The 24,078-nt window shown below is 69.0% G+C and carries 22 protein-coding genes; 6 read left to right on the plus strand and 16 right to left on the minus strand.

Translation table 11 applies throughout. The features are described from left to right. The first annotated feature begins 60 nt into the window (after positions 1-60). Complete coding sequence (locus AC6CID_RS00990; RefSeq protein WP_019288573.1) at positions 61-1,209, plus strand: serine/threonine-protein kinase; 1,149 nt, start codon at positions 61-63, stop codon at positions 1,207-1,209. A gap of 94 nt (positions 1,210-1,303) precedes the next feature. Here AC6CID_RS00990 and AC6CID_RS00995 read toward each other — a convergent pair whose 3' ends face one another. Next, a complete protein-coding gene (locus tag AC6CID_RS00995; RefSeq protein ID WP_006550085.1) occupies positions 1,304-1,990 on the minus strand; it encodes a response regulator in 687 nt (228 codons plus the stop codon). After that, positions 1,987-3,309 (minus strand): ATP-binding protein, encoded by a 1,323-nt coding sequence (locus AC6CID_RS01000; protein ID WP_231414021.1) that lies wholly within the window; start codon positions 3,307-3,309, stop codon positions 1,987-1,989. The genes AC6CID_RS00995 and AC6CID_RS01000 overlap by 4 nt, the downstream gene beginning before the upstream one ends. A 97-nt stretch (positions 3,310-3,406) precedes the next feature. Between AC6CID_RS01000 and AC6CID_RS01005 the strand changes: the two genes are divergently transcribed. Beyond that, complete coding sequence (locus AC6CID_RS01005; RefSeq protein ID WP_498353470.1) at positions 3,407-4,930, plus strand: PspC domain-containing protein; 1,524 nt, start codon at positions 3,407-3,409, stop codon at positions 4,928-4,930. After that, positions 4,923-5,156 (plus strand): hypothetical protein, encoded by a 234-nt coding sequence (locus AC6CID_RS01010; RefSeq protein ID WP_006550082.1) that lies wholly within the window; start codon positions 4,923-4,925, stop codon positions 5,154-5,156. Before AC6CID_RS01005 ends, AC6CID_RS01010 begins: the two co-directional genes overlap by 8 nt. Before the next feature lie 77 nt (positions 5,157-5,233). Here the strand turns inward: AC6CID_RS01010 and guaA are convergent, their stop codons facing one another. From guaA to guaB, 4 genes are all read right to left on the minus strand, one after another. Further along, entirely contained in the window at positions 5,234-6,808 is a 1,575-nt protein-coding gene (guaA, locus tag AC6CID_RS01015; protein WP_039584863.1) for a glutamine-hydrolyzing GMP synthase, read from the minus strand. Between the two features lie 67 nt (positions 6,809-6,875). Continuing rightward, positions 6,876-8,600 carry a GMC oxidoreductase gene (locus tag AC6CID_RS01020; protein ID WP_024101588.1) on the minus strand — a complete coding sequence of 575 codons (1,725 nt, stop codon included), beginning with the start codon at positions 8,598-8,600 and terminating at the stop codon, positions 6,876-6,878. Positions 8,601-8,782: 182 nt separating this feature from the next. Continuing rightward, positions 8,783-9,916 (minus strand): GuaB3 family IMP dehydrogenase-related protein, encoded by a 1,134-nt coding sequence (locus tag AC6CID_RS01025; RefSeq protein WP_094980202.1) that lies wholly within the window; start codon positions 9,914-9,916, stop codon positions 8,783-8,785. Positions 9,917-9,987: 71 nt separating this feature from the next. Further along, complete coding sequence (gene guaB / locus AC6CID_RS01030; protein ID WP_033097050.1) at positions 9,988-11,511, minus strand: IMP dehydrogenase; 1,524 nt, start codon at positions 11,509-11,511, stop codon at positions 9,988-9,990. A 259-nt stretch (positions 11,512-11,770) separates the two neighbouring features. Between guaB and AC6CID_RS01035 the strand changes: the two genes are divergently transcribed. Beyond that, complete coding sequence (locus AC6CID_RS01035) at positions 11,771-12,181, plus strand: DUF5319 domain-containing protein (RefSeq protein ID WP_006550077.1); 411 nt, start codon at positions 11,771-11,773, stop codon at positions 12,179-12,181. A 95-nt stretch (positions 12,182-12,276) separates the two neighbouring features. Here the strand turns inward: AC6CID_RS01035 and AC6CID_RS01040 are convergent, their stop codons facing one another. From AC6CID_RS01040 to AC6CID_RS01050, 3 genes are all read right to left on the minus strand, one after another. Continuing rightward, positions 12,277-13,347: an anti-sigma-D factor RsdA gene (locus tag AC6CID_RS01040; protein WP_498353471.1), complete on the minus strand. Its 1,071-nt coding sequence runs from the start codon at positions 13,345-13,347 to the stop codon at positions 12,277-12,279. Then, positions 13,340-13,918 (minus strand): sigma-70 family RNA polymerase sigma factor, encoded by a 579-nt coding sequence (locus AC6CID_RS01045; RefSeq protein WP_019288580.1) that lies wholly within the window; start codon positions 13,916-13,918, stop codon positions 13,340-13,342. Before AC6CID_RS01045 ends, AC6CID_RS01040 begins: the two co-directional genes overlap by 8 nt. 128 nt (positions 13,919-14,046) lie before the next feature. Then, on the minus strand, positions 14,047-14,988 hold the full coding sequence (locus AC6CID_RS01050; RefSeq protein ID WP_498353472.1) for a hypothetical protein: 942 nt from the start codon (positions 14,986-14,988) through the stop codon (positions 14,047-14,049). Between the two features lie 524 nt (positions 14,989-15,512). Between AC6CID_RS01050 and AC6CID_RS01055 the strand changes: the two genes are divergently transcribed. Next, positions 15,513-15,806: a WhiB family transcriptional regulator gene (locus AC6CID_RS01055; RefSeq protein ID WP_006550073.1), complete on the plus strand. Its 294-nt coding sequence runs from the start codon at positions 15,513-15,515 to the stop codon at positions 15,804-15,806. 311 nt (positions 15,807-16,117) lie between these two features. Here the strand turns inward: AC6CID_RS01055 and groL are convergent, their stop codons facing one another. Next, a complete protein-coding gene (gene groL, locus AC6CID_RS01060) occupies positions 16,118-17,728 on the minus strand; it encodes a chaperonin GroEL (RefSeq protein WP_217579597.1) in 1,611 nt (536 codons plus the stop codon). An 87-nt stretch (positions 17,729-17,815) separates the two neighbouring features. Then, positions 17,816-18,118, minus strand: coding sequence for a co-chaperone GroES (gene groES, locus AC6CID_RS01065; RefSeq protein ID WP_006550071.1), 303 nt, complete (start codon positions 18,116-18,118; stop codon positions 17,816-17,818). A gap of 311 nt (positions 18,119-18,429) precedes the next feature. Here groES and AC6CID_RS01070 point away from each other — a divergent pair, with 311 nt between their 5' ends. Further along, positions 18,430-20,166 carry an Hsp70 family protein gene (locus AC6CID_RS01070; RefSeq protein ID WP_498353473.1) on the plus strand — a complete coding sequence of 579 codons (1,737 nt, stop codon included), beginning with the start codon at positions 18,430-18,432 and terminating at the stop codon, positions 20,164-20,166. Between the two features lie 39 nt (positions 20,167-20,205). On the opposite strand, the gene tsaD is transcribed toward AC6CID_RS01070, so the two are convergent. The 5 genes from tsaD to AC6CID_RS01095 form a co-directional block, all read right to left on the minus strand. Continuing rightward, a complete protein-coding gene (tsaD, locus tag AC6CID_RS01075) occupies positions 20,206-21,234 on the minus strand; it encodes a tRNA (adenosine(37)-N6)-threonylcarbamoyltransferase complex transferase subunit TsaD (RefSeq protein ID WP_033097166.1) in 1,029 nt (342 codons plus the stop codon). Between the two features lie 44 nt (positions 21,235-21,278). Then, on the minus strand, positions 21,279-21,794 hold the full coding sequence (gene rimI / locus AC6CID_RS01080; protein WP_231414027.1) for a ribosomal protein S18-alanine N-acetyltransferase: 516 nt from the start codon (positions 21,792-21,794) through the stop codon (positions 21,279-21,281). Further along, on the minus strand, positions 21,791-22,459 hold the full coding sequence (gene tsaB, locus AC6CID_RS01085; protein WP_006550066.1) for a tRNA (adenosine(37)-N6)-threonylcarbamoyltransferase complex dimerization subunit type 1 TsaB: 669 nt from the start codon (positions 22,457-22,459) through the stop codon (positions 21,791-21,793). Before tsaB ends, rimI begins: the two co-directional genes overlap by 4 nt. A 79-nt stretch (positions 22,460-22,538) precedes the next feature. Further along, a complete protein-coding gene (gene tsaE / locus AC6CID_RS01090) occupies positions 22,539-22,997 on the minus strand; it encodes a tRNA (adenosine(37)-N6)-threonylcarbamoyltransferase complex ATPase subunit type 1 TsaE (RefSeq protein WP_498353474.1) in 459 nt (152 codons plus the stop codon). Positions 22,998-23,019: 22 nt separating this feature from the next. Continuing rightward, a complete protein-coding gene (locus AC6CID_RS01095) occupies positions 23,020-24,078 on the minus strand; it encodes an alpha/beta fold hydrolase (protein ID WP_006550064.1) in 1,059 nt (352 codons plus the stop codon).

The raw sequence follows: 24,078 nt of genomic DNA on the forward strand, positions 1-24,078 counted from the left end.
ACTCTCGATCGAGTGGCGGAGCAGGCATGGGCAGGACGGGCCGTAGGACCGGATCACTTGGTGGCCGGTCGATATCGGCTCGACTCCAAGCTCGGCGGTGGCGGCATGGGTGCCGTCTGGCTCGCCCGCGACAACCGTCTGGGCCGCGACGTCGCCGTCAAGCAGGTGATCTCCACCGCAGACCTCGATCCCGACGAGGCCGAGGATCTTCGCCGCCGCGCGCTCCGGGAGGGCCGGGCCGCCGCCCAACTCGCCCACGAGCACGCCATCTCGATGTACGACATGGCTCTGCACTACGGCGAACCGTGGCTCGTCATGGAGCACTTGCCGTCCCGCAGCCTGGCGCAGGTGATGAACGTCGTCGACACTCTCCCGCCGTACGTGGTGGCGCAGATCGGCGCGAACGTCGCCGACGCCCTCACCGCCGCGCACGCCGCCGGGATCGTCCACCGCGACGTCAAGCCCGGCAACATCCTCATCGCTGAACGCGGCCGCGACGCCGGCATCGTGAAGATCAGCGACTTCGGCATCGCTCGCGCGAAGGGCGACAACGACCCCGACGGCGTGATCATCGGCACCCCCGCCTATTTCGCACCCGAGGTCGCGCGCGGCAACGATCCCACCGAGGCCAGCGACGTCTTCTCGCTCGGCGCCACCCTCTACACCGCGGTGGAGGGGCAACCGCCCTTCGGCTTCGAGACCGACTCGATCGCGTTGCTGCACCGGGTCGCGCGGGCGGAGATCATCATGCCCACGCACACCGGTCCGCTCACCGAGCCCCTGCTCGAGATGCTCCAGCCCGATCCGGCGCGACGCCCGACGATGGCGCAGGCGCGCGATCTCCTCGCCCGCGTGGTCCTCGGACCGAGCGGATCGGCGGCGGCCCTGCGCGGCCGTCCCATCCAGAACGAGGACGGCACGATCCCGTCGTGGGCACAGCGTTCCGCGCACTTCGCCGAACCCGCACGCCCCCGTGGTTCCTTCGTCGACCGCCCCCTCGGTGCCGCGACGCAGGCCACCGGTGGTCCGAAGAAGTCGGCGAAGGGTTTCGCCCCGGCGGATCTGCTCGACCGCCTGCTCCCGAAGGGCCCCGTGCCCGACAACCCGCAGGACCGCATCGTCGCCTATGCACCCCTGGCGATGGCGGCGATGATCGCGGTGATCCTGGTGGCGTTGCTCGTCGCCGTCATCATCGCGCTGGTCGTCTGATCCGCGCCGGCTGCGCAGTCCTCGTCGATGATTTCGCTCGCGAGCGACGAGAACTGCACGCCGCCGGCATCGGCACGACGAGCACCGGTCACGCTCAGTCGATGCGGCGGCGGTGTGCCCAACGGGTCAGCGCGTTGCGGTTCGACTGCTGCGTCTTGCGCAACACGTTCGACGCGTGCGTCTCGACGGTCTTCACCGAGATCACGAGTTCCTCGGCGATCTCACGGTAGGTGTAGCCGCGAGCGAGCAGGCGCAGCACCTCGAGTTCCCGCGGCGTCAGCGAGTCGAGCTCGGGATCGAGGGGCGGTTCCGGCGCGGCCGACCGGCCGGTGAACGAGTCGAGCACGAAACCGGCCAGACGCGGACTGAACACGGCGTCTCCCCCTGCGACCCGCCGGACGGCGTCGGCCAGATCCGGACCGGAAATCGTCTTCGTCACGTACCCGCGGGCGCCGGCGCGGATGACGGCAATGACGTCCTCGGCTGCGTCGGACACGCTGAGCGCCAGGCAGACCGGCCCGTCCGGGATCCGCTGGAGGACGGCGACGCCGCCGCCGTCGGGCATGTGGACGTCGAGGAGCACGACATCCGGCTTGGTCGCCTCGATCCCGGCGACGGCCTCGGCGACTCCCCCGGCCTCGCCGACGATCTCCATGTCGGCCTCGCGCCCCAGTTCGGCGCGCACTCCGGAGCGGAAGACCGCATGGTCGTCCACCAGGAAGACACGATAGGGACGGTTGTTCTCGGTGGCATCGGACGATGTCGCCGGAATCGAAGTCACTGTGTCTGCTCCTCGGGGTGGGGGTCGTTCACCCCCCACTCTAAGGTCGACTCGGTGTCCTGTTCGCGTTCGGTCTCCGTCCGGCCGGCGCGCGGTGCATGGATGCGCACCTCGGTTCCCTTTCCGGGACTCGACTTCACGACCGTCCGGCCGCCGCGACGTTCGATGCGCGCCCGGATCGACTTGGCCAGACCCTGCCGATCGGCCGGCACCTCGTCGGGATCGAATCCGACGCCGCGATCGCGCACGAACACGCTCACCTGATGCGGTTCCACCTCCGCGAAGAGGTCGACGCTGTCCACCCCGGCGTGCTTGGCGGCGTTGACGAGAGCCTCGCGGGTCGCGCCGAGCACGGCGGTCGCGGCCTCGGGGGTCAGATCGCTGTCATCCGGCGCGACGTCACCGACGATGACGGGTTGAACGGACAGACCGTACTGGTCCTCCACCTCCCCGGCGATGGTGCGCAGCGTCTCGGCGAGCGAGGTGCTCGGCGTCTCGTCCCCACCGAACAGCCAGCGGCGCAGTTCGCGTTCCTGGCTGCGCGCCAGTCGCACGACCTCTTGCTGGTCGCCGGCCTGCTTCTGGATGAGCGCGAGGGTCTGGAGTACCGAGTCGTGCAGGTGCGACGCGATCTCCTCGCGCTCCTCGTTGCGCACCCGGGCGGCACGCTCGGTCTCGAGGGCACGCCACATCCGGATCCACAGCGGCACCGACAGCAGGGCGGCACCGACCAGCGTGACCACCACGGCGACCAGCGACGAGCGCAGCGCCGCGACGTCGACCTGCGCGATGACCATCACTCCGAGTCCGGTGACGACGAGGGTCAGGCCGCCGAGTACGCGGGCCCATGTGAGGACCGTCGGATGTGCGGGCAGACCGAGTACCGATCGGGGGCCTTCGACGTCGAATTCACGCCATACGAGCGCCGCACCGACGACCACCACGACGATCGGCAGCACCACCCCGGCGGCACCACCACTGAACAGCCACGAAAGACCCACCGCCAGGCCGATACCCATGAAGGCGAGGCCGATGGCTCGGCGCCGTTCGGGGCCGGTGGGGCGATCGGTGTCGGAGCCCGGGGGCACGAACATCCACAGCAAGCCGTAGGCCGCGATCCCGAACCCGCCGAGGGCGGCGAGCACTGTGAACGCGACCCGCACCTTGGTGGCGTCGATGCCGAGATGGTCGGCGACACCGCCGGCCACACCGCCCACGATGCGACCGCCCACCCGTCGTTCGAGGCGGGGAACGGTCACGGGTAATCCAGGTACCGGTTGCACACCTCGATACTGGCACGGAGATCGCCGGCCCGGCATCGGGGACGAACCCTGATGTCCGGGTTCCGATCGGGCCCTCGGAAATCAGGGTTGGTCCCTGATGTGCCGCGCGCGGAAGCCCAGCAGGATGGGTGCCATGGACACGAGGAGCTTTCAGGACCAGGTGGCGGACATGTGGCGGACCCGCCCCGTGCGTCTGCCGAAGGAGGGGCACATCGCGGGTGTGTGCTCGGGTATCGGAGTGCGCTACGGCGTCGATCCCGTGCTGATCCGTGTCGTCTTCGTCGCGTCGGCGCTGTTCGGCGGTGGCGGTCTCGTCCTCTATCTGGCCGCCTGGCTGATGTTCCCCCGTCACGGCGACCAGGTCTCCTCGCTCGAATCGCTCGTCGGGCGGGGTGCGAGCTCGGACTCGACCACCAAGGTCGTCGTACTCCTCGTGGCCCTGGCGATCGCGGCGGGTGCCATCGGTCCGGTGGGTGCGGGTTCGGGCGGTTCCGGATTCATCGGAACGCTCCTGCTGCTCGGCGGTTGGTGGCTGCTCTATCAGCGGCGTCCCGAACCGCCGGTGCTGCCGGCGCCCGAGGGAACCTCCTTCCCCACCCAGGCGGCCTTTCCTCAGCCTCCGGTGACGAACGCGTACTGCTCCCCGTGGGGCGCACACACCGGTGCATGGCACATGCAGGCGGGTCCGGCGGCCACGACGACACCGGGCGGAGAGGCAGCCGGCACAAAGACAACCAGCACAGCGGCAACCCCGCCTGCGCAGACCACCGACGCGACGGAGGTCCTGAGCACCACCGACGCCTCGGACACCCCTGCTTCGGGCACCGATTCCACAGCGCCCACCGAGGCGACTGAGAGGAAGACGTCCCCGATGCCCGACCTACGCAAGGACACCGACCGCAAGGACACCGACCGCAAGGACACCGACCGCAAGGACACCGACGTTCCGCTCCCGGATGTCGACGCGCTCTCCCCCCACCGTTCGGCACCGCCGGCATGGGATCCCCTCGGGGTCGCCCCGTTCGCATGGGATCTGCCCGAACCGGCACCGAAGCACGAACCTGCAATCGTCACGAATCGACGCTCGCGCCTGACCACGACGGTTCTCGGACTGGCCGTGATCGCCGCTGCGGTGACCGGCGCGCTCGGTGCCGCCGCCGACCTGGCCTGGGTGACCCCCGCCCGGGTGGGTGCCGCGGCCCTCGCGGTCGTCGGTCTGGGCCTGCTGATCGGCGCGTTCCTGCACCGCGGGCACGGACTGCTCGTCGTCACCGGCCCCCTCCTCGGATTCGTCGTCCTCGCCTCGATCGCCGGCCCGGTCGACACCTCCAACTGGGGCGACCGGACCTGGGCTCCGACCAGTACCGATCAGCTCGAGTCCGAATACAGCTTCCAGTTCGGGGCGATGACCCTCGATCTGCGGGGACTCGAACTCACCGAGGACCGCACGGTGCAGGTCGACGGCCGGTTCGGCAGCGTCGAGGTGCTGTTGCCGGAGAACCTGGACGTCCGCGCCGACTGCACGGTCGGTCCCGGTGAGATCAGGGGATGCCCCGCCCCCGGCATCGACGGTGGTGCCGACGGAGTCGACGACGGGCCGGTCCTGGACCTGAACGCGAACATGGAATTCGGATCTCTGGAGGTGCGTCGTGGCTGATCACGAAACCGGAACACACACCGAGGATCGGACCGAGCGCACCCGCAAGGGACCGTCGCTCCTGCTCCTGCTCGCCGCACTGGCAGCGCTGGTCGTGAGCGGATGGGCCATGATCGGGCCGTTCTCCGTCGAGTTCCTCGCCGCCGTCGACCTCGGATGGGTCCTGGTGGGCGCGGCCCTGCTGATCGGAGCGGTGCTGGTCTTCCTCCCCAACCGCCGGAGATAACCACCCCCACCTACGCGACGTCCCCCGGACCTGACCGGTCCGGGGGACGTCGTCTCACCGCTTACGGCGAGCGGAAATCACTCCCACTCGATCGTTCCCGGGGGCTTGCTCGTCACGTCGAGCACCACTCGGTTGACCTCCGTCACCTCGTTGGTGATACGAGTGGAGATCCGCTCGAGGGTCTCGTAGGGCAGGCGCGTCCAGTCGGCGGTCATCGCGTCCTCGCTGGAGACCGGACGCAGCACGATCGGGTGTCCGTAGGTGCGGCCGTCGCCCTGCACGCCCACGCTGCGGACGTCGGCGAGCAGCACGACCGGGCACTGCCAGATCTGTCCGTCGAGGCCGGCGGAGGTGAGTTCCTCGCGGGCGATCGAGTCGGCGCGGCGCAGGATCTCGAGGCGTTCGCGGGTGACCTCACCGATGATGCGGATGCCGAGGCCGGGGCCGGGGAACGGCTGGCGGCCGACGATCTCCTCGGGCAGACCGAGCTGACGTCCGACCGCGCGCACCTCGTCCTTGAACAGCAGGCGCAGCGGCTCGACGAGCTCGAACTCGAGGTCCTCGGGAAGTCCACCGACGTTGTGGTGGCTCTTGATGTTCGCGGTGCCGGAACCGCCGCCGGACTCCACGACGTCCGGGTACAGGGTGCCCTGCACGAGGAACTTCACGGTCTCGCCCTTGTCGGCACCCTCGCCGAGCACCTCGGAGACCGCGCCCTCGAAGGAACGGATGAACTCGCGGCCGATGATCTTGCGCTTGGTCTCGGGGTCGGTGACGCCGGCGAGCTCGCGCAGGAAGGTCTCGGACGCGTCGACGGTGACCAGACGGGCACCCGTCGCGGCGACGAAGTCCTTCTCGACCTGCTGCCGTTCGCCCTCGCGCATGAGGCCGTGGTCGACGAACACACAGGTCAGGCGGTCGCCGATGGCGCGCTGCACCAGCGCGGCCGCCACGGCGGAGTCGACGCCGCCGGACAGGCCGCAGATGGCACGACCGTCGCCGATCTGCTCGCGGACCTGCTCGACGAGCGCGTCGGCGATGTTCGCTGCAGTCCAGTCGCCCGGGATTCCGGCGATGTCGTGCAGGAACCGGCTCAGCACCTGCTGGCCGTGGGGCGAGTGCAGCACCTCGGGGTGGTACTGGACACCGGCGAGGCGACGGGCGCGGTCCTCGAACGCCGCGACCGGGGCACCGGCGCTGGTCGCCGTGACCTCGAAGCCCTCGGGGGCCTCGGTGACGCCGTCGCCGTGGCTCATCCAGACGGGCTGCGTCTCGGGCAGACCGTCGTGCAGCACACCTCCGGAGACCGACAGCTCGGTGCGGCCGTACTCGCGCGAGCCGGTGTGCGCGACCGTGCCGCCGAGCGCCTGCGCCATCGCCTGGAAGCCGTAGCAGATGCCGAAGACGGGGACGTCGAGATCGAACAGCGTGGGATCGAGACGCGGTGCGCCCTCCTCGTACACGCTGGCGGGGCCACCGGACAGCACCACCGCGCGCGGGTTCTTCGCCGCGATCTCCTCGACACCGGCCGTGTGGGGCACGACCTCCGAGTAGACGTTGGCCTCACGAACGCGCCGAGCGATCAGTTGCGCGTACTGAGCTCCGAAATCGACGACGACGACCGGTCTGGACTGCTGGCTTTGCGACGACACCCGAACAGTCTAAGCGGCCGCGCCGGGTGTTCCCGACGCGGCCGCTCATCCGATCACTTCCGGGTCGCTACGCGACGCCGCTGTGCTTGACCTCGACGACCGGCAGTCGCAACGCACCAGGTGCGTCGACGGGCACCACGGGGTTCTTCGGTTCGATCGGCGCGATACGACGGTAGGGCTGTCCCTGCTCGGGACGCTGGTCGTCCTCACCCTTGTTGGGCCACAACGACGCAGCGCGTTCAGCCTGCGCCGCGATGGTGAGCGAGGGGTTCACACCGAGGTTCGCGGAGACCGCGGCGCCGTCGACGACGCTCAGCGTCGGGTAGCCGTGGACGCGGTGGTACGGATCGATGACCCCGTGGTCGCGATCGGATCCGATCACGGCGCCACCGAGGAAGTGTGCGGTGAGCGGAATGTTGAAGATCTCACCCCACGTGCCGCCCGCGACACCGTCGATCTTCTCGGCGATGCGGCGCGTGGCCTCGTTGCCGGCCGGGATCCAGGTGGGATTCGGCTGCCCGTGGCCCTGTTTGCTCGTGACCTTGCGGCGGCCCAACACACCCTTGGTCGTGTAGGTGGTGATGGAGTTGTCGAGGTTCTGCATCACCAGCGCGATGATGGTGCGCTCGCTCCACCGGTGCACCGAGAGCATCCGCAGCATCTTCACGGGGTTCCGCACGACCTGCCCGAGGAACTTCACCCAGCGCGGGGTGCGTCCGTCGCCGTCGGTCATGAGGGTCTGCAGCAAGCCCATCGCGTTCGATCCCTTGCCGTACCGCACGGGTTCGATGTGCGTGTCGGGGGTGGGGTGGAACGACGACGTGATCGCGACGCCCTCGGTGAGCTTCAGATCGGGATCGATCCGCATCTTCCCGGCGCCGACGATCGATTCGGAGTTGGTGCGGGTCAGTTCGCCGACCTTGTCGGACAGTTCGGGCAGCGCACCGGTGTCCTTGAGGTGGTGCAGCAGGTGCTGCGTGCCCCACGTTCCGGCGGCAAGGACGACGTGCGCGGCCGAGTAGGTGCGCCGCCGCTTGCGGACCCACGCGCCGGTGCGTTCGGTGATCACGTCCCAGGTGCCGTCGGCGGCCTGACGGAGATCGGTGACGGTGGTCAGCGGGACGATCTCGGCTCCCGCCCGCTCGGCGAGACCCAGATAGTTCTTCACGAGGGTGTTCTTGGCACCGTGGCGGCATCCCGTCATGCACTCACCGCACTCGATGCAGCCGGTGCGGTCGGGACCCACGCCACCGAAGTAGGGATCGGCGACCGTGCGGCCGGGTTCGCCGAAGAACACGCCCACGGGCGTCTGGATGAAGGTCTCGCCGACGCCCATGTCGTCGGCCACCGACTTGATCACCTTGTCGGCGTCGGTCATCCGGCCGTACTGCACCACGCCGAGCATCCGCTTCGCCTGGTCGTAGTACGGGCTCAGTTCGTCCTGCCAGTCGGTGATGTGCGCCCACTGGCGGTCCTCGAAGAACGGCGCCGGAGGCTTGTACAGGGTGTTCGCGTAGTTCAGCGACCCGCCGCCCACGCCGGCACCGGCGAGGATCAGGCAGTCGCGCAGCAGGTGCACGCGCTGAATGCCGAAGCAGCCGAGCTTGGGCGCCCAGAGGAAGCGGCGCAGGTCCCAGCTGGTCTTCGCGAAGTCGGCGTCGGCGTAGCGGCGACCGGCCTCGAGAACGCCGACCTTGTAGCCCTTCTCCACGAGGCGCAACGCCGTGACGCTCCCACCGAAACCCGATCCGACGATCAGGACGTCGTAGTCCGTGACCCGTTGCTTACCCATGGAACCTCCAGCGGCGAGAGTTGTTACCGGCAAGTATGCGCTTCGGCGGTGTGACTACAGGCACAGCCCCGACTCTACCCGTTACGTGGAGTTGCACGAAAACGAAGTGTGAGAAAAATCGATGGCCGGTCACCGCGTCCTGCGACGCTGTGACCGGCCATCGGGATGTACCGGGAAGGTCCTTATCCGCGGACCGACAGACCGACCTTCTGGAATTCCTTCAGATCGGAGTATCCGGCCTTCGCCATCGATCGACGCAGGCCGCCCACAAGATTGAGCGAACCGGAAGGGTCATCGGACGGGCCGAACAGCACCCGACCGAGGCCCGGTCGCCCGTCCTCGGCGACCCGGACCGCAGCGCCGCGCGGCATCGACGGATGCCCGGCCACGGACGGCCAGTACCAGCCCTTACCCGCGGCCTCCTCGGCGAGAGCCAGGGGCGCGCCGAGCACCACCGCGTCGGCGCCGCACGCGATCGCCTTCGCGAGGTCGCCGGCGTTCTCGATGTCGCCGTCGGCGAGCACGTGGACGTAACGGCCCCCGGTCTCGTCGAGGTAGTCGCGCCGGGCCGCAGCGGCGTCGGCGATGGCCGTGGCCATCGGGATGCCGATACCGAGCGAGGAGGACGTGGTGGTCGCCTGCTTCGTGGAGCCGAAGCCGACGATGACACCGGCCGCACCCGTGCGCATCAGATGCAGCGCGGTGCGGTGGTCGCTGACACCACCGGCGATGACCGGCACGTCGAGCTCCGAGATGAACGTCTTGAGGTTCAGCGGCTCGTCCTCACCGTGGGCCACATGCTCGGCCGAGATGATGGTGCCCTGGACGACGAGGAGATCGATGCCCGCCTTCACGAGTTCGGGCGTGAGGGCGCGCGCATTCTGCGGGCTGACGCGGACCGCGGTGGTCACCCCGGCATCCCGCACCTGTGCGACGGCCGCGGCCAGCAGATCGCCCTGCAGCGGAGCCGTGTGCAGTTCCTGCAGGTAACGGACGGCTGCGCGCGGATCCGTGCTCGCGATCTCCGCGAGACGGGTGACGACGGCGTCGACATCGGCATGACGACCCCACAGGCCCTCGCCGTTGATGACACCGAGACCGCCGGCCTTGCCCAGCTCGATCGCGAAGGTGGGCGACACCAGCGCGTCGGTGGGGTGCGCCAGCACCGGGATGTCGAAACGGTAGGCGTCGATCTGCCAGGCCGTCGACACCTCCTTCGACGACCGCGTCCGGCGCGACGGGACGATGTCGACGTCGCCCAGCTCGTACGTACGTCGGGCCGTGCGACCCATGCCGATTTCAACGAGGTCGCGCACGCGCGCCCCTTTCTCCTCTTGGACGATGCTCCCGTCCTAATCGGAACGGGACCCTGCTGCGAACGCGAAAACTACCGGACCACGTAGTTCGGCGCCTCGGCAGTGATCGTGATGTCGTGCGGGTGGCTCTCCTTGAGGCCGGCGGCGGTGATCTGCACGAACTGCGCCTCCTGCAGTTGCTCGATCGTCGTCGCGCCGGCGTAACCCATCGCTGCGCGCAGGCCACCGATGAGCTGGTGCGTGACCTGCTGCAGCGGGCCGCGGAACGGCACGCGTCCCTCGATGCCCTCGGGCACGAGCTTGTCCTCGGAGAGCACGTCGTCCTGGAAGTAGCGGTCCTTCGAGTACGACTTGGCCTCGCCGCGGCTCTGCATCGCGCCCAGCGAGCCCATGCCGCGGTAGCTCTTGAACTGCTTGCCGTTCACCAGGATCAGCTCACCCGGGGACTCCGTGGTGCCGGCGAGCAGCGAACCGAGCATCGCGGTGGACGCACCGGCCGCCAGAGCCTTGGCGACGTCGCCGGAGAACTGCATACCGCCGTCGGCGATGACCGGCACGCCGTGGGCGCGCGCCACCGTGGACGCCTCGAGGATCGCCGTGATCTGCGGCGCGCCGACACCCGCGACGACACGCGTGGTGCAGATCGAGCCGGGGCCGATACCGACCTTGACCGCGTCGACGCCGGCGTTGATGAGCGCCTCGGTGCCCTCGCGGGTCGCGACGTTGCCGCCGATGATCTGGACGCGGTCGCCGACCTCGCTCTTGAGCTTCGAGATCATCGACAGCACGTTGGCCGAGTGGCCGTGGGCGCTGTCGACGACGAGAACGTCGGCTCCGGCATCGACCAGCGTCATGGCGCGTGTCCAGGAGTCGTCGCCGACGCCCACGGCGGCACCGACGAGCAGACGGCCGTCGCGGTCCTTCGTGGCGTTGGGGTGCTGCTCGGTCTTGACGAAGTCCTTGACGGTGATCAGGCCGGTGAGCTTGCCCTGACCGTCGACGATCGGCAACTTCTCGATCTTGTGGCGACGCAGGAGACCGAGCGCGGCCTCAGCGGTGACGCCTTCGCGGGCCGTGACCAGCGGAGCCTTCGTCATGACCTCGGCGACCGGGCGGTTCTGGTCGACCTCGAAGCGCATGTCGCGGTTGGTGATGATGCCGACGAGCTGACCCTCGTCGTCGGTGACCGGCAGACCCGAGATGCGGAATCGCGCGCACTTCGCGTCGACCTCGGCCAGCGTGTCGGTCGGCTTGCAGGTGACGGGATCGGTGACCATGCCGGCCTCCGACCGCTTGACGGTCTCGACCTGCGCGGCCTGCACCTCGGTGGGCATGTTGCGGTGCAGCACGCCCATACCACCGGCCCGGGCCATCGCGATGGCCATGCGGGACTCGGTGACGGTGTCCATCGCGGAGCTGACCAGCGGGATCCGCAGGCGGATCTCGCGGGTGAGCTGACTCGACGTGTCGACCTGACTCGGGACGACGTCGGAAGCCGCGGGAAGCAGCAGCACGTCGTCGAAGGTCAGACCCAGCATTGCGACCTTGTTCGGGTCGTCACCGCCGGTGTGCACGCGCCCTCCGGTACTACTCATGCGGTTCGGACCCTCCGTGACAGTCGATGGGAGCGGACGGCAGAACCGTCCGACAGCAGGAATGAATGAAGGCTGTGCGCGCTCGTCGCACCGACGGGCGGTTGGAGAGCGGCACGCACCCCTTCATGTTATCTGTTCGGGGAACAAGCTCGGCTCCCACCCTGTTCCCCGATGTTCGTCACATCACCCCGTGTGATTTCACGGCGTGTCCCCTGGCGACCGCTGGCGCAGACCCCCTCGGTCTGCGTACCGTGGAGTCGTGCGTGATCAGTTGCCTCCCGGACTCCCACCGGACCCGTTCGCAGGAGACCCCGACGATCCGTCCGCAGCACTGGACGCGATCGAGCCGGGCCAGCCCCTGGATCCTGCGGAGCGGCTCGCGGTGGAAGAGGACCTCGCAGACCTGGCCGTCTACGAGGCGCTGTTGGCTCCCCGCGGCGTCCGCGGACTCGTGGTGTGCTGCGAGGACTGCCACCAGGACCACTACCACGACTGGGACATGCTGCGGGCGAACCTGCTGCAGCTGCTCGTCGACGGCACCGTCAGACCGCACGAGCCTGCCTTCGATCCGTCCCCCGACGCCTACGTCACCTGGGACTACTGCCGCGGCTACGCGGACGCGTCCATGAACGAGGCTCTTCCCGTCGACCCCTACGGTCTGGATTCCTGACCGACTGTTCCCCACGCGGACCACGCATCACGTCACTTCCACGAACGACCCGGGCCCGACAGCACATGCTGCCGGGCCCGGGTCGTTCTGTACTTCTAGCCGCCTTCCGAAGTGGTCACGGACCCCGGAGCGAAATCTGCTCCCGGTCCGTCCTGCGTCGACCGCGGCGACGATGCCGTCGTCGTCGGAGCGGGAGTCGGGGAAGAAGCCGAGGTCGACGGAGGAGCCTCGCTGGGCACCGACGGACCCGGCGTGCTCGACGGGGGCGGTGGCGCGGTCTGCGACGGCGTCGTGGTGTTCGAAACCGGAGGCGGCGGCGCTTGAAGGATGGTCGGATCCACCGTCGTGGAAGTGGGCGGCACGGTCGTGCCGGTTTCCGCACCGGTCGTCGGGGCAGGCTGCTGCCCATCCGTGCCGGGCTTCGTGACCGGCGGGGGCACGACGGCACCGGGAACCACCGGCACCTCGGGTGCCACCGGCGCTGCCGGCGGCGGAGGCACCTGCGGCACCAACCGGCCGAGTTCCTCGGCGAGGCGTTGCACCCAGTCGCCGAGCGCATCGCGCTCCTCCGCGTCCCGGACGTCGCCCGAACGGGACTCCGCGGACGTCAGCAACTCGCGTGCTTCCTCCGTGTTGCCCTCGGCGATGAGTTGTTCGGCACGCTCCAGGGTCGATGTGGTGTCGATCCGGGCCTCGGTGGATTGCGCCTGCTCACTGAACACGACCTGCTTGACGCCCCACAACGGGTCGCCGGGCTCGGCGCCGTAGGACACGGCGGTCGCGCTGCCGACGGCGATGGCGACGAGCGCTGCTGCACCTGCGAGCGGACGGAGCAACCGGAGTTGCCCCTTCGATCGCGGGCGCAGAGGGGTGACCTCCGGGGCCCGAGCGAGCGTTTCCCGTGTTCCCAGTTCCCGGTGGACGGCGGCGACCACTTCGTCGAGGTCGGGGCCGGCGGGCATCGGTTCGGCGAGGATCTCTGCACGCCAGTCGGCGAGCAGAGTGGCGAGTTCGTACTCCTCGTTGTCCTTCGTCTCGACGAGCCCGTTACCGGAGATCGCATCGATCAGCGCGTCGTCACGACGCACGGCGGCGAGGTCCACGGAGGTTTCGTCGTCGGGAAACTCGTCGTCGAAGCCGTCGCCCGAGAAACGCCCCCTACCCATTCCGCTCACCTGCTCTCGTGACTTCCTTCTTGAGTCTCGCGATGGCCCGGTGCTGGGCCACCCTGATCGCTCCTGCAGTACTACCCACTGCTGCGGCCGTCTCCTCGGCCGACAATCCCATGACGAGACGGAGGATGAGGATCTCGCGCTGCTTCTCCGGGAGGATGCCCAGCAGCTGCTTCATCTGCCGGCCCGCCTCGGAGTTGATCGCGTATTCCTCGGGGCTGTCGTCGAGCGACATCACCTCCGGCACATCCGCCACGGGTTCCGCGCGGTTGCGCGCCGCACTGCGGTGCGCGTCGGCGACCTTGTGAGCAGCGATCCCGTACACGAACGCCATGAAGGGGCGGCCTTGGTCCTGATATCTCGGCAAAGCGGTCATCACGGCCAGGCACACCTCCTGTGCAACGTCGTCTGCAGAGAGCTGGCCGCGCTCTGCAGATCCGACCCGTGCGCGGCAGTACCGCACGACGAGGGGCCGGACACTTGCAAGAACCTGAGCGAGAGCCGCCCGGTCGCCTTGCGCAGCCGCAGCAACCGCGGAGTCCAACTCCTCACCCATAACAGTCATCGATTGCGCAAGTCCTGGCGTTACAGACGGCACCACCCCCCCGGGCGGGCTTCCACCTGACCGTGGAACACCCCCAGAGTAACTACAACGACCGACCGGTCCGGTCACCCCCCGCGCGCGAATGGAACTCAGCAGGCAGACAAGGTCACGAAGCGACCCCCACGCCCCTTGATCACGGTCGCGCAGAAGTCACGGACGCGACCCGCATCGAGATCACGGACGCGACCCGCATCTCTCCCTGCCCCCAGCCCGTCGAGGAGCATCGCCGCGGCCCATTGCAACGGAATGAGTTCGTGTTCCTCCGCGCGCGCGAGGACGTCGGCGGCCAGATCCATAGCCGGACCATGGTCGGGCAGTCCGGTCAAAGAGGCCGACCGAACGAGGTCCGACTTCACGGAGTGCCGGATCGATCCGAATCCGTCCGCAAGTTCCACCGCGCGGTCCGCCCGGCTGCGCGCACGGGTGAAGTCGCCTGCCGCGAGAGCGGATTCGGCCCCGACCCATGCGAGACGGATCCGCTGTCGCACGAAGGCCTTCTCCCCCGCTTCCGATTCGGCAGCGTCGAGAGCGGCTGCGCATCGGTCGAGCAGCGACCCGCACACCGCGAGACGGCCCCGCCCGAGCGCATCGGCCGCCAACCCCGTGGCAGCGTCACACCATGCAGCGACAACATCGACGTCGCGCCGTGCGGCGACAGTGCCGACGTCGCGCCGTGCGGCGACAGTGCTCCCGGAGCTGGTTCGCAGCGACCCCGCCTCCGCGAGAGCACGTCCGTCCAGGACGGCGGCCGCGCGATGTCCGCCCAACTGACGGAGAAGGGAGGCCTCGGTGCTCGCTCCGAACGACGACCACACTCCTCCGGTTCCACGCACTCGGGCCAGCTCGGCCCGCGCGGCGGCGTAACGTCCCTGTCCACCGAGCGCGACGGCCCGCAACCAGTTCTGTTCGGGTCCGTGCGCCTCAGGGAGCGGATGTGCCCCCGGGGACGAGCCGAAGGCCGCGGCGACCAGGATCGCATGGCGGTCGGACGGTGTCGGTGCCGTGTACCGGCGGGCGTCGGAATGTGCCATCGCGGAATCATCGCACCAGCGGATACCGACGATACGCGGGGCTCCGGGCCGACGCCGGGCATTTGTCGGAGAGAAATTATCACCGCGAGCGCAAATAGTCTCGATGATTGGAACGCAGGGATGCACAGAAGACATTTCCGAACATTTTGTTAAACATCGAGTTAAAACATGCGTGGTGCATGTATGGTGCCGCCCCGACCTCCGAGGCCGAGTCGGAGTCCGCATCCAGCCGCCGAAAGGCCGGGTTACCAGGGAGTAAGGGGCTTTTTACCCACATCGGGAGCATAAGATACCCCGGATCACCCCCGCCCGCAGCGCACAGGCACGACTCCTCACGAAAGTAAATATTTCCGCGGTTAAATCTTGGCTGTTCGGTTATGGACTATCCCACTCATCGAAAACATTGACGACGAATCGATACAGATCCTACGGTGAGTTTGTTTGATTCGGATCACAGCGGGAATCCCGATGTGTCCACGGTCCGCTCGCACGATTCACGCGAGCTTGCTGCAAAGGAGTGCCACATGCCCGCACCACACACACTGCCCGGCCCCAACGCGGACCTCTGGGATTGGCAGATGCACGGTAAGTGTCGTGGTGTGGACTCCTCGGTGTTCTTCCACCCCGACGGAGAGCGCGGTCGTGCCCGCGCCCAGCGGGAGAACCGCGCGAAGGAGCTGTGCCGCACCTGCCCCGTGCTGGCCCGTTGCCGCGACCACGCCCTCGCCGTCGCCGAGCCGTACGGCATCTGGGGCGGCATGTCGGAGACCGAGCGGGAGATGTACACGAGGCAACGACGGCGGAAGGTCGCTGTGTGAGGCGGTCACCCGCCCCGTGACGACACCGTCACGGTCGTGACCATGTCAACACCGTCACGGTCGTGACCATGTCAACACCGTCACGGTCGTGACCATGTCAACACCGTCACGGTCGTGATCATGTCGACACGACCGTGACGGTACGACCGGGAGGCCGGTTGGAGGAGTTGCGTCGATACGACGAAGGCCCCGCAGGGAATGCGAACATTCCTTGCGGGGCCTCGCTGTATTCGTGCCGTCCGGAACGACTTTCACGTCCGGCTCGACCTACGGACCCGCCGGGCGGCGGGTCCGCGGCCCTGACCGGTCGCTCAGTGCGCGTGACCGTGGCCGTGCCCGGCCTCGGCCTCTTCCTCCGGCTTGTCGACGACGGCGCTCTCGGTGGTGAGCACCATGCGTGCGACCGACGCGGCGTTGACGACGGCGGAACGCGTCACCTTCACCGGGTCGACGACGCCCTCGGCGACGAGGTCGCCGTAGGAGAGGGTCGCGGCGTTGAAGCCCTTACCCGTCTCCTCGACCTTGCTCACGACCACCGCACCGTCGATGCCGGCGTTCGTGGCGATCCAGTACAGCGGCGCGGTGAGCGCGGTGCGCAGCGCGGCGACGCCCGTGGCGGCGTCGCCGGAGAGGGACGCCTGGAGCTCTTCGAGCGAGCGTGCGGCCTGTACGAGAGCCGACCCGCCACCGGGGACGATGCCCTCCTCGATGGCCGCCTTCGCGGCGTTGACTGCGTCCTCGACGCGGAACTTGCGCTCCTTGAGGTCCGTTTCGGTCGCCGCACCCACACGGATGACGGCGACGCCACCGGCGAGCTTCGCGAGGCGCTCTTCGAGCTTTTCGCGGTCCCAGTCGGACTCGGTGGCCTCGATCTCACGACGCAGCTGAGCGGCGCGCGCCTCGATGTCCTCGGCGGTACCGGCACCGTCGACGATCGTGGTGCTGTCCTTCGTGACGACGACGCGGCGGGCCGAGCCGAGCAGGTCGAGTCCGGCCTCCTTGAGGGACAGACCCAGATCGGAGTTGATGACCGTACCCGCGGTGACAACGGCGAGGTCTTCGAGGAAGGCCTTCCGGCGATCACCGAAGTACGGAGCCTTGACGGCAACGGCCTTGAGGGTCTTGCGGATCGCGTTGACCACCAGGGTCGACAGCGGCTCGCCCTCGATGTCCTCGGCGATGATCAGGACCGGCTTGCCGGACTCTGCGATCTTCTCGAGGAGCGGGAGGAAGTCGGGAAGCGAGCTGATCTTCTCGCGGTACAGCAGGACGAGCGCGTCCTCGAGGACAGCTTCCTGCGCGTCGATGTCCGTGATGAAGTAGGGCGACAGGAAGCCCTTGTCGAACTGCACGCCCTCGGTGACGACCAGTTCGGTGCTCAGGGTGGAGGATTCCTCGACGGTGACGACACCGTTCTCCCCGACGCGGGTCAGCGCCTCGCCGACCATCTCACCGATCTCCTCGTCGCGCGAGGACACGGTGGCGACCTGCGCGATGGCGGTCTTGCCCTCGACGGGAGTGGCGGCAGCGAGCAGAGCCTCGCTCACCTTGTCCGCACCCTGGGCGATACCGGCACCGAGCGCGATCGGATTGGCGCCTGCGGCAACGTTCTTCAGGCCGGCCTTGACGAGCGCCTGGGCGAGAACGGTCGCGGTGGTGGTGCCGTCACCCGCGACATCGTTGGTCTTGGTCGCGACACTCTTGACGAGCTGGGCGCCGAGGTTCTCGAACGGATCCTCCAGCTCGATCTCACGGGCGATGCTCACACCGTCGTTCGTGACGGTGGGACCACCGAAGGCCTTGGCGAGCACGACGTGCCGGCCACGCGGGCCGAGCGTCACCTTGACGGCGTCGGCCAGCTGGTCGACACCGCGCTCGAGAGCCCGCCGCGCGGTCTCGTTGAACTCGATTTGCTTGGACATGTTCTGCGACTACTCCTGGACTCGGATGTTCCCCAACGTATTCCGCCCCGGGTCCGAAACGGGACACCGGGGCGGAATGCAAGCGGCCTACTTGGCGACGACAGCCAGGACGTCGCGCGCAGACAGGATCAGGTACTCCTCGCCGGCGTACTTGATCTCGGTTCCGCCGTACTTGCTGTAGATGACGACGTCGCCTTCCTTGACGTCCAGCGGGATGCGCTTGTCGCCATCTTCGTCCCAGCGGCCGGGTCCGACGGCGACGACGGTGCCCTCCTGGGGCTTCTCCTTCGCCGTGTCCGGGATGACCAGGCCGGAGGCAGTCGTCGTCTCGGCCTCGTTGGCCTGGACGAGGATCTTGTCCTCGAGCGGCTTGATGTTCACGCTCGCCACGATGAGCCCTCCACTTTCAGGGGTAATGGGGTCCGAGAACCGGTGTTCTCGGACACGGGTGTGTTCAGTCATCACGGTGACTCCGCACGCGTCCCGTCGTCGCGGGTGCCGGGCCGGCGCTCGGTGTCACTAGCACTCTATACACGAGAGTGCCAGCGCTCAAGGGCAACGGGTGCAAACACGCCGACCTGCGTGGAACCCGACGTCATGTTACGGTTGAATAACGGAAACCCATGAGCGTGATCGTTCGGTGACCTCAGCCGAGGTAGGCCCTGGACGCCTGGTCGTCGATCACGCACGGAAGGTGAACAATGCCCACGTCGCTCGGCATCTCCGTCGGCGCCTCCGGCGCCGGCTCGGCCCTGCGCGTCGATGCTGCACACGCGCCCACAACGGAATTCCGCAGACTCGCCTCCGAGTCGCAGCCCGGGCGCGATCTCGGAGATCTCGTCTTCGACGCCGTCTCGCTCACGTCTCCTCGCGGAACCGCCCGCGGAGCCGACAGTCCCGCCATCATCACGGTCGCATACCGCACCGAGGAACAGGCGCACGAGATCCGCACGGCCGCCGAGCGGACGGGCCACATGGTCCGCCTCGTTCCGGAGACCACCGCCGCCCTCGAGTATCTCTACACAGTGGGGGTCCGTCGCGAACCCGGCGCGATCGCGCTCGTGGACATCGGAGCCACCGGCACGACCGTCTCCGTCCTCGACCGCGAGACCGGCACCCTGCTGCGGTCCGCACGTACCGAGACCGTCGGCGGCGACGCCCTGACCGCACGTGTGCTCGATCATGTCCGCAACGCCACCGAGCGGATGCGCACCCGGAGGCAGATCGACCCCGGCCTGCTGGCGGCCCGGTGCCAGGGCGCCCAGGAGGCACTCTCCTCGGCGACGACGACCCGCATCGACATCGCCGAGGCCGGTCCCGACGCGACGGTCACCATCACCCGAGCGCAACTGGACGAACTGACGACCGATCTCGCCGACGAAGCGGCGGCGTTCACGCGGCGCATCTGCTCGAGCACCGATCCGGTCCCCGAGACCATGGCCCTCATCGGGGGCGCGGCCGCGTCCCCCGTCCTCGCCGCGGCGATCTCGGCGGAGTTCGACGGCGAGATCGTCACCGTCCCCGAACCGGGAGCGGCTGCCGCGATCGGTGCGGCACTGTCGGCCGATTCCCCGTCCTCGGTCGGATACACCGTGGTCGGCGCCCTGTCGCGCACCGGCAACCGGTCCTCGGGTCGTGTCTCCGGTGCGGTCGCCGGGCTCCTGGTGCTCAGTGCGATCATGGCCGGCTTCGCCACCCAGCACTTCACCGAACGCGACAGCAGCGACGCCCAGGTGTCGCCGCGTTTCACGAGCGGCGACGTCCCCACGCAGGAGGCCGGTCCCGGCGAGTCGGCCGTCCCGTCCCACAACCCGCCGCCCGAACCCGTGACGTCCCGGAGCACCCGGGACGCACCCGCGCCGACGACGGTTCCCTGGCCGTTGCCGACCGTCGAGCACACCGTTCCGTCGACCCAAGATCCGTGGCCCACTGTGCCCGAGTCGTCGAGCACCACCGTGACGCCCACGCCGATCGATCAGGTGCCGACCCCCGGGTCGACAGCGGAGGAAGAGTCCGACCCGGACCGACCGTTCACGTCGCCGGATTCCGAGACCGCACCGAGGCCCGATCCCGACTCCACGGCTCCGGACTCCACGGCTCCGGACACGACCGCTCCGGACACCACGGCTCCCGACACGACGGCTCCCGACACCACCGAGCCGACCACACCGCCGGAGACGACGAGCCCTGCGCCCACCGATCCGGAGACGACCGAACCGAGCACCGGTGTGAGCCCGACACCCCCGTCGACCACCTCGCCGACCGAGACGCCGTCCGCGTCGTCCACCGGCGCATATCCGACCGACGTGTCCTCCACGATCGCGTCCGTCACGGAGGAGGGCACGACCGTGCCATCCAACGGACAGACCACGACGGGGGAAACGACCACCGGGGAGACCACCACCGGATCCGGGACCTCGGAGATCGCCCCCACCTAGGCAGCGCGCCCTCCTCGGGTGGGGGTCGGTCGGGAAAGGTCAGGCCACGACCTGCGACACCGACACCGACAGGCCCGGATCCGTCGCAGCGCCCAGCGAGGACGGCTGCGCCCCCGCGGCGATGAGATGCGCGCCCAGCGACGCGATCATGACGCCGTTGTCGGTGCACAACTTCGGCCGCGGCACGCGCAGGGTAATACCCGCAGCAGTGCACCGTTCCTCGGCGAGTGCGCGCAACCGGCTGTTGGCGGTCGCTCCACCACCGAGGACGAGCGTGTCGACACCGAGATCCTGGGCGGCCCGCACAGCTTTCATGGTGAGCACGTCCGCCACCGCCTCCTGGAAGCCCGCGGCGACATCGGCGACCGGCACCGGCTCGCCCTCACGTTCCTTCGCTTCGACGAAGCGGGCCACCGCGGTCTTGAGACCGGAGAACGAGAAGTCGTGACGCGCGTCGCGCGGACCGGTCATACCCCGCGGAAAGACGACCGCGGAGGGGTCGCCCTGGCGGGCCAGCCTGTCGACCTCGGGACCGCCCGGATAACCGAGCCCCAGCAGTCGCGCGACCTTGTCGAAGGCCTCCCCGGCGGCGTCGTCGACGGTGGTGCCGAGTTCGACGATGGGTTTGCCGAGATGTTCGACGTGCAGCAGGTGGGTGTGACCACCGGAGACGAGCAGCGCCACGCAGGGCGGCATCGGTCCGTGCTCGAGGGTGTCGACCGCGACGTGGCCCGCGAGGTGGTTGATCGCGAAGAACGGCACGTTCCACGCTGCCGCGTAGGCCTTGGCAGCGGCGACACCGACGAGAAGTGCTCCCGCGAGACCCGGCCCGATGGTTACGCACACCGCGTCCGGCTTCTCGATCCCGGCCTCGTCGAGGGCGCGCCGCATCGTCGGCACCATGGCTTCGAGGTGGGCGCGGGATGCGATCTCCGGCACCACACCACCGAAGCGGGCGTGCTCGTCCACGCTCGACGCCACGGCGTCGGCCATCAGCTCGAGGGTGCCGTCACCCACCCAGCGGACGATGCCGACACCGGTCTCGTCGCACGAACTCTCGATGCCCATCACCACGGGGCGCTCGGGCAGCTCGAATCGGGGGCTGGTGGTGCTCACGCCGGTGACTCCTCTCGCGGATCCGGACGACGCATCGTGTACGCGTCCGCGCCGCTCGGCTGGTAGTAACGCTTCCTGGTTCCGACGATCTCGAAGCCTTCGCGCCGGTACAGGGCGATCGCCGCGTCGTTGTCGGTGCGCACCTCGAGGAAGACTGGCCCTCCCCAGCGGTCGGCGACGGCCAGCAACTCCCCCAGGAGGGCTCCGCCGATCCCCCGGCGGCGCGCCACGGGGTCCACACCGATGGTGTGCACCTCGGATTCGGGTTCGATGGCCGTACCGAGTCGCGCGAGTCCCGCGTAACCGATCAGCCGGCCCTGCGGGTCGCGGGCCGCGAAGTAGCGGTTGTGGGGCGAGGCCAGCTCCGAACGGAAGGCGTCGGCGCTCCACGGGTCGTCGCCGGGGAACAGGATCTGTTCGAGTTCGGCGCAGCGGGGTGCATCCTCGGGGCGCAGTGCGTCGATGACGACCGCGTTCTCTGCGGCCGTATTCTCCTCGGGTGTGGTGTTCATGCTCGGCGGTTCGCGGTCTCCACCGCGTCGGGGCGGCGCAGGTACAGGGGCACGAGCGGCTCCGGTTCGGCGCCCGCGCGCAGGGCGTCGGCCGCGACTGTCACCAGGCCCGCCGGGGACGGCGTCTGCACGTCCACCGCCGGAAGGTCGAACAGCGCGACGTGCGACGACGAGCCCGCCACCCGCACCGACGGCTCGGCGGGCACGTCGGCGGGCTTGCGCACCTCGGGTCCTTCGACGCGGCGGCCGCCGGAATAGCGTGCCCAGTAGATCTCGCGACGACGGGCGTCGGTGACGACGAGCAGATCGTCGTCCGTACCGTGTTCCCGGTGGACGTCCGCGGCGATCGCGTCGAGGCTGCACACCCCGTGCACGGGGATGCCGAGCGCATCACCGAAGGCCGCAGCAGTGGCCATGCCGACGCGGAGACCCGTGAACGGGCCGGGTCCGATGCCGACGACGATCGCGTCGAGATCGGTGGGGGCAGCGCCGGCCTCGGCGAGGCATTCGAGGATCTGCGGAGTGAGGACTTCGGCGTGCGCTCGCGGATTGTCGAGCACGCGCGCAGCGACCGTCTCGGGTCGGGCATCGTCCCGACCGCGGTCGAGACGGACGACTCCCGAGGTCACGGCGGGGGTGGCGGTATCGACAGCGAGCACGAGCACGATGTACCAGCCTACCCCGCGCGACCTGCCCGGTCGGTGTGCAGTGACGGAAGCCACCGGCATGCGGACTGCCGGTGGCTCAGCCGATCCATTCCCACGAGGCACGACGGACGTCGGTGCCCGGGTCGCGCCGGAGCCGGACCCTCAGATGCCGTTCGGCGAGCTGTTCGACCAAGCCACCGCCCCATTCGACCACCACGACGGTGTCGGTCAGGTCGGTGTCGAGGTCGAGCGCGTCGAGTTCGTCGAGGGCGTTCGGTCCGTCGCCGAGACGGTAGGCGTCGACGTGGACGAGCCCGACCGGTTCGCGTCCCTCCGGACTACCGGGACGGTGTTCGCGGGCGATGACGAAGGTCGGGGAGGTCACGCGTCCCTCCACCCCGAGGCCGGCGGCGATTCCGCGGGTCAGCGCCGTCTTTCCCGCGCCGAGCGGCCCGTCGAGCACGACGAGGTCGCCGGCCCGCAGCCCGGCTGCAAGCCTGCACCCGAACGCCTCGGTGTCCTCCACGGTCGGCAGTTCGATGGTCTGCTCCCCCACCTGCGGCCCACTCGATTGCGAATCACCCAATTGCGATCTGCCTTCCGTTCACTCCCTGCGTGAAACTCCGCTGGATCAGACGATCGAGGGCACGGTCGACCACCTCGGGGAACTCCAGCTGCACGAGGTGCCCGGCACCACGTACCCGCTTGAGTTCGACATCGGGCAGTTGCTCCGCCAGCGCCTCGGAACTCGCGTACGGGATGACCATGTCGGCGTCGCCGGACAGCACCAGCACGGGCACGGTGCCCAGGACCGGAAGCGCCGCGGACTCGTCGTGCAGTTCGAGGGTGCGGAGGAAGTTGACGATGGTGAGCACCGACGTCTCGTCGAGCATCCGGTCGGACAACTTCACCAGGCGGGGGCTCACGACCGTGCCGTAGGACGCCGCACGCAGGATCGGCGTCACGACGGCACGGGCCGCGCCGCGCGCGAACTGCACGAATCCCGGTGCGGTACGCGCCGCGTACCGGAACGCGTCGATCACCGGGTTCTCGAGATTGCGTCCGATACCGGTCTTGCTGAGCCCTGCCGCGGTGGTCGCCAGCAGACCGACGCCCACGATGCGTTCACCGAACAGGTCGGGCCGCTGGGAGGCGAGCGCGATCGCGGTCATGCCGCCCATCGAGTGGCCCACCACCACCACCGGACCGGTGGGCGCGACTTCGTCGATCACCCGGCCCAGGTCGCGGCCGAGCTGCGCGATGGTGCACGTCGCGGCACCGGAGAAACCGGATTCGCCGTGACCACGCTGGTCGTAGAAGACGGCACGCACGTCACGCCCCCACTGTTCGCGCAGGTGGCGGTACTGCATATGCCAGGCCTGCATGCGCAGGCAGTAGCCGTGGACGAACACGACGGTGAGCCGAGCCAGGGCCGAGCCGCTCTCGCGGACCACGAGCGGGACACCGTCCTCGGTGGTCACGATGCGGCGCGGGAGCCGGAGGATCTCGTCGAAGTCCTCGTTCTGATAGATCTCATGGGCGGGCGCGCCCGCGGTCTTGACCGCGTACAGTCCCGCCGACGATGCGAGCGTCGCAAGGCTCGCACCGAGGAGTCCCATCCTGTTCACGAGGGACAT

It is taken from the genome of Rhodococcus sp. GQ147 (genome assembly GCF_059759155.1).

Excerpts from the sequence above, each read along its gene's own strand:
- AC6CID_RS01000 (WP_231414021.1), bottom strand. The coding sequence starts at position 3,309 with ATGCCGGGCCGGCGATCTCCGTGCCAGTATCGAGGTGTGCAACCGGTA.
- AC6CID_RS01005 (WP_498353470.1), top strand. The coding sequence starts at position 3,407 with ATGGACACGAGGAGCTTTCAGGACCAGGTGGCGGACATGTGGCGGACC.
- AC6CID_RS01020 (WP_024101588.1), bottom strand. The coding sequence starts at position 8,600 with ATGGGTAAGCAACGGGTCACGGACTACGACGTCCTGATCGTCGGATCG.
- guaB (WP_033097050.1), bottom strand. The coding sequence starts at position 11,511 with ATGAGTAGTACCGGAGGGCGCGTGCACACCGGCGGTGACGACCCGAAC.
- AC6CID_RS01040 (WP_498353471.1), bottom strand. The coding sequence starts at position 13,347 with ATGGGTAGGGGGCGTTTCTCGGGCGACGGCTTCGACGACGAGTTTCCC.
- AC6CID_RS01045 (WP_019288580.1), bottom strand. The coding sequence starts at position 13,918 with ATGACTGTTATGGGTGAGGAGTTGGACTCCGCGGTTGCTGCGGCTGCG.
- AC6CID_RS01050 (WP_498353472.1), bottom strand. The coding sequence starts at position 14,988 with ATGGCACATTCCGACGCCCGCCGGTACACGGCACCGACACCGTCCGAC.
- AC6CID_RS01055 (WP_006550073.1), top strand. The coding sequence starts at position 15,513 with ATGCCCGCACCACACACACTGCCCGGCCCCAACGCGGACCTCTGGGAT.
- groL (WP_217579597.1), bottom strand. The coding sequence starts at position 17,728 with ATGTCCAAGCAAATCGAGTTCAACGAGACCGCGCGGCGGGCTCTCGAG.
- AC6CID_RS01070 (WP_498353473.1), top strand. The coding sequence starts at position 18,430 with ATGCCCACGTCGCTCGGCATCTCCGTCGGCGCCTCCGGCGCCGGCTCG.
- tsaD (WP_033097166.1), bottom strand. The coding sequence starts at position 21,234 with ATGGGCATCGAGAGTTCGTGCGACGAGACCGGTGTCGGCATCGTCCGC.
- rimI (WP_231414027.1), bottom strand. The coding sequence starts at position 21,794 with ATGAACACCACACCCGAGGAGAATACGGCCGCAGAGAACGCGGTCGTC.
- AC6CID_RS01095 (WP_006550064.1), bottom strand. The coding sequence starts at position 24,078 with ATGTCCCTCGTGAACAGGATGGGACTCCTCGGTGCGAGCCTTGCGACG.